This is a genomic window from Paratractidigestivibacter sp., from assembly GCF_052362415.1.
In the GTDB taxonomy this organism is placed as follows: domain Bacteria; phylum Actinomycetota; class Coriobacteriia; order Coriobacteriales; family Atopobiaceae; genus Paratractidigestivibacter.
In genome coordinates, this window is sequence record NZ_DAWEMK010000096.1 from 1,828 (window position 1) to 3,027 (window position 1,200).

Annotated in this window: 3 protein-coding genes; 1 reads left to right on the forward strand and 2 read right to left on the reverse strand. The window is 59.9% G+C overall.

Features of this window, described 5'->3' with window-relative positions; genetic code table 11:
• Positions 1 to 186: hypothetical protein (locus tag ACT84W_RS08635; protein ID WP_444328915.1), on the reverse strand; the 186-nt coding region annotated here is incomplete at its 3' end.
• Positions 187 to 307: 121 nt separating this feature from the next.
• Here ACT84W_RS08635 and ACT84W_RS08640 point away from each other — a divergent pair.
• Positions 308 to 538, forward strand: coding sequence for a helix-turn-helix domain-containing protein (locus ACT84W_RS08640; protein WP_195644509.1), 231 nt, complete (start codon positions 308 to 310; stop codon positions 536 to 538).
• A 273-nt stretch (positions 539 to 811) separates the two neighbouring features.
• On the opposite strand, the gene ACT84W_RS08645 is transcribed toward ACT84W_RS08640, so the two are convergent.
• Positions 812 to 1,200: hypothetical protein (locus ACT84W_RS08645; RefSeq protein ID WP_444328916.1), on the reverse strand; the 389-nt coding region annotated here is incomplete at its 5' end.

Below are 1,200 nucleotides of genomic sequence, written 5' to 3' on the forward strand. Positions count from 1 at the left end.
GATCGTCGACGCGGATCCGGGCTTGTTCGCGCACACCTTGCCAAGGGCCACGCTGCCGCAAACCGAGTAGTAGTAGAGGGTCTTGCCGCTGATGCTGCTCTTGCCGCACCCGGCGAGCCCGAGCGAGCCCATGACGGCGAGGGGTCCCGCTGCGAGAAACGCCCTCCTAGAGATTTCAATGTTCATCGTGCTTCCTCCCAGATTGAAATCCTCTGATTCCCGTATTGTATTTCAAATTGTCACTTATATAGGTGTGACTTATATAGAACAGGGCCGAATCATTGACACCGACGGTAAGGAGGTGCCGATGACTCAACTGGGCCCCAAGATGCGCGTGGGGCTTCGCGTCAAGGAATTGAGGGCCGGGCTCGGCGTGAGCCAAGAGGCCTTCGCATATTCCATCGAGATGTCGCGCACCTATTTCGCCGAAGTCGAGACCGGCAAGCGCAACGTCTCCATCGAGAATATCGAGCGCATCGCAGGCGGGCTCGGCGTCTCCTTGAGAGAGTTTTTCGATTCAGACCTGTTCGATGGCTAGCTCGGCTGCCGGCTTCTGGCGTCATTTTTCGGCGCTATGGCTCGAATGCTACGCATCGCTTTGGATTCGGTTTTCCGCCACGAAGTGGCGGTGCAGGATAAGGCTCCACTACGTTTCGCCGAAGGCGAACGGCGCAACTCGGCGAGCCGAGTTCGAATGCGCAGGTCAAAGCCTGAGCGGTGCATCAAAAGGGCCCGCGCCCGCGCGTAGTGCACGGGTGCGGGCGCGTAGTCTTATGGGACGTTCTTGCTGGTAACGGGCGATTATGGGGGGCTAGAACCCCTCGGGAACGTAGCTGTCGGCCGCTTTCCGCCCCGCCGCTGCGATGTTGTTTACAACGATGCCATTCCATACCCTCGGTACCTCCTTGTTTCGCATTCTGCGAGAAGCGATGGACCGCTCCATAAGCGTGCGCTCGGCCTCGGGCGATGTCATGCCGAGCATGCCGCCCACAAACGTTTCGGTAACGTCTCGGCTGGGGAAGGCCATAGGTACGCCGTCGTGGATCACGAGCGCGCCTGTTTCGCGGCCCGTCCAGCGCTGGATCTCGTCTGGAGTTATGAGGGGCCTGCGCACGAGGCCCTCGCTCGTTCCCGTCGAGCCAGTGTTCACTCCTTTTGTGCGGCTTGTGGATTGCGCAACCGCTGTGTAGGACCCCATGG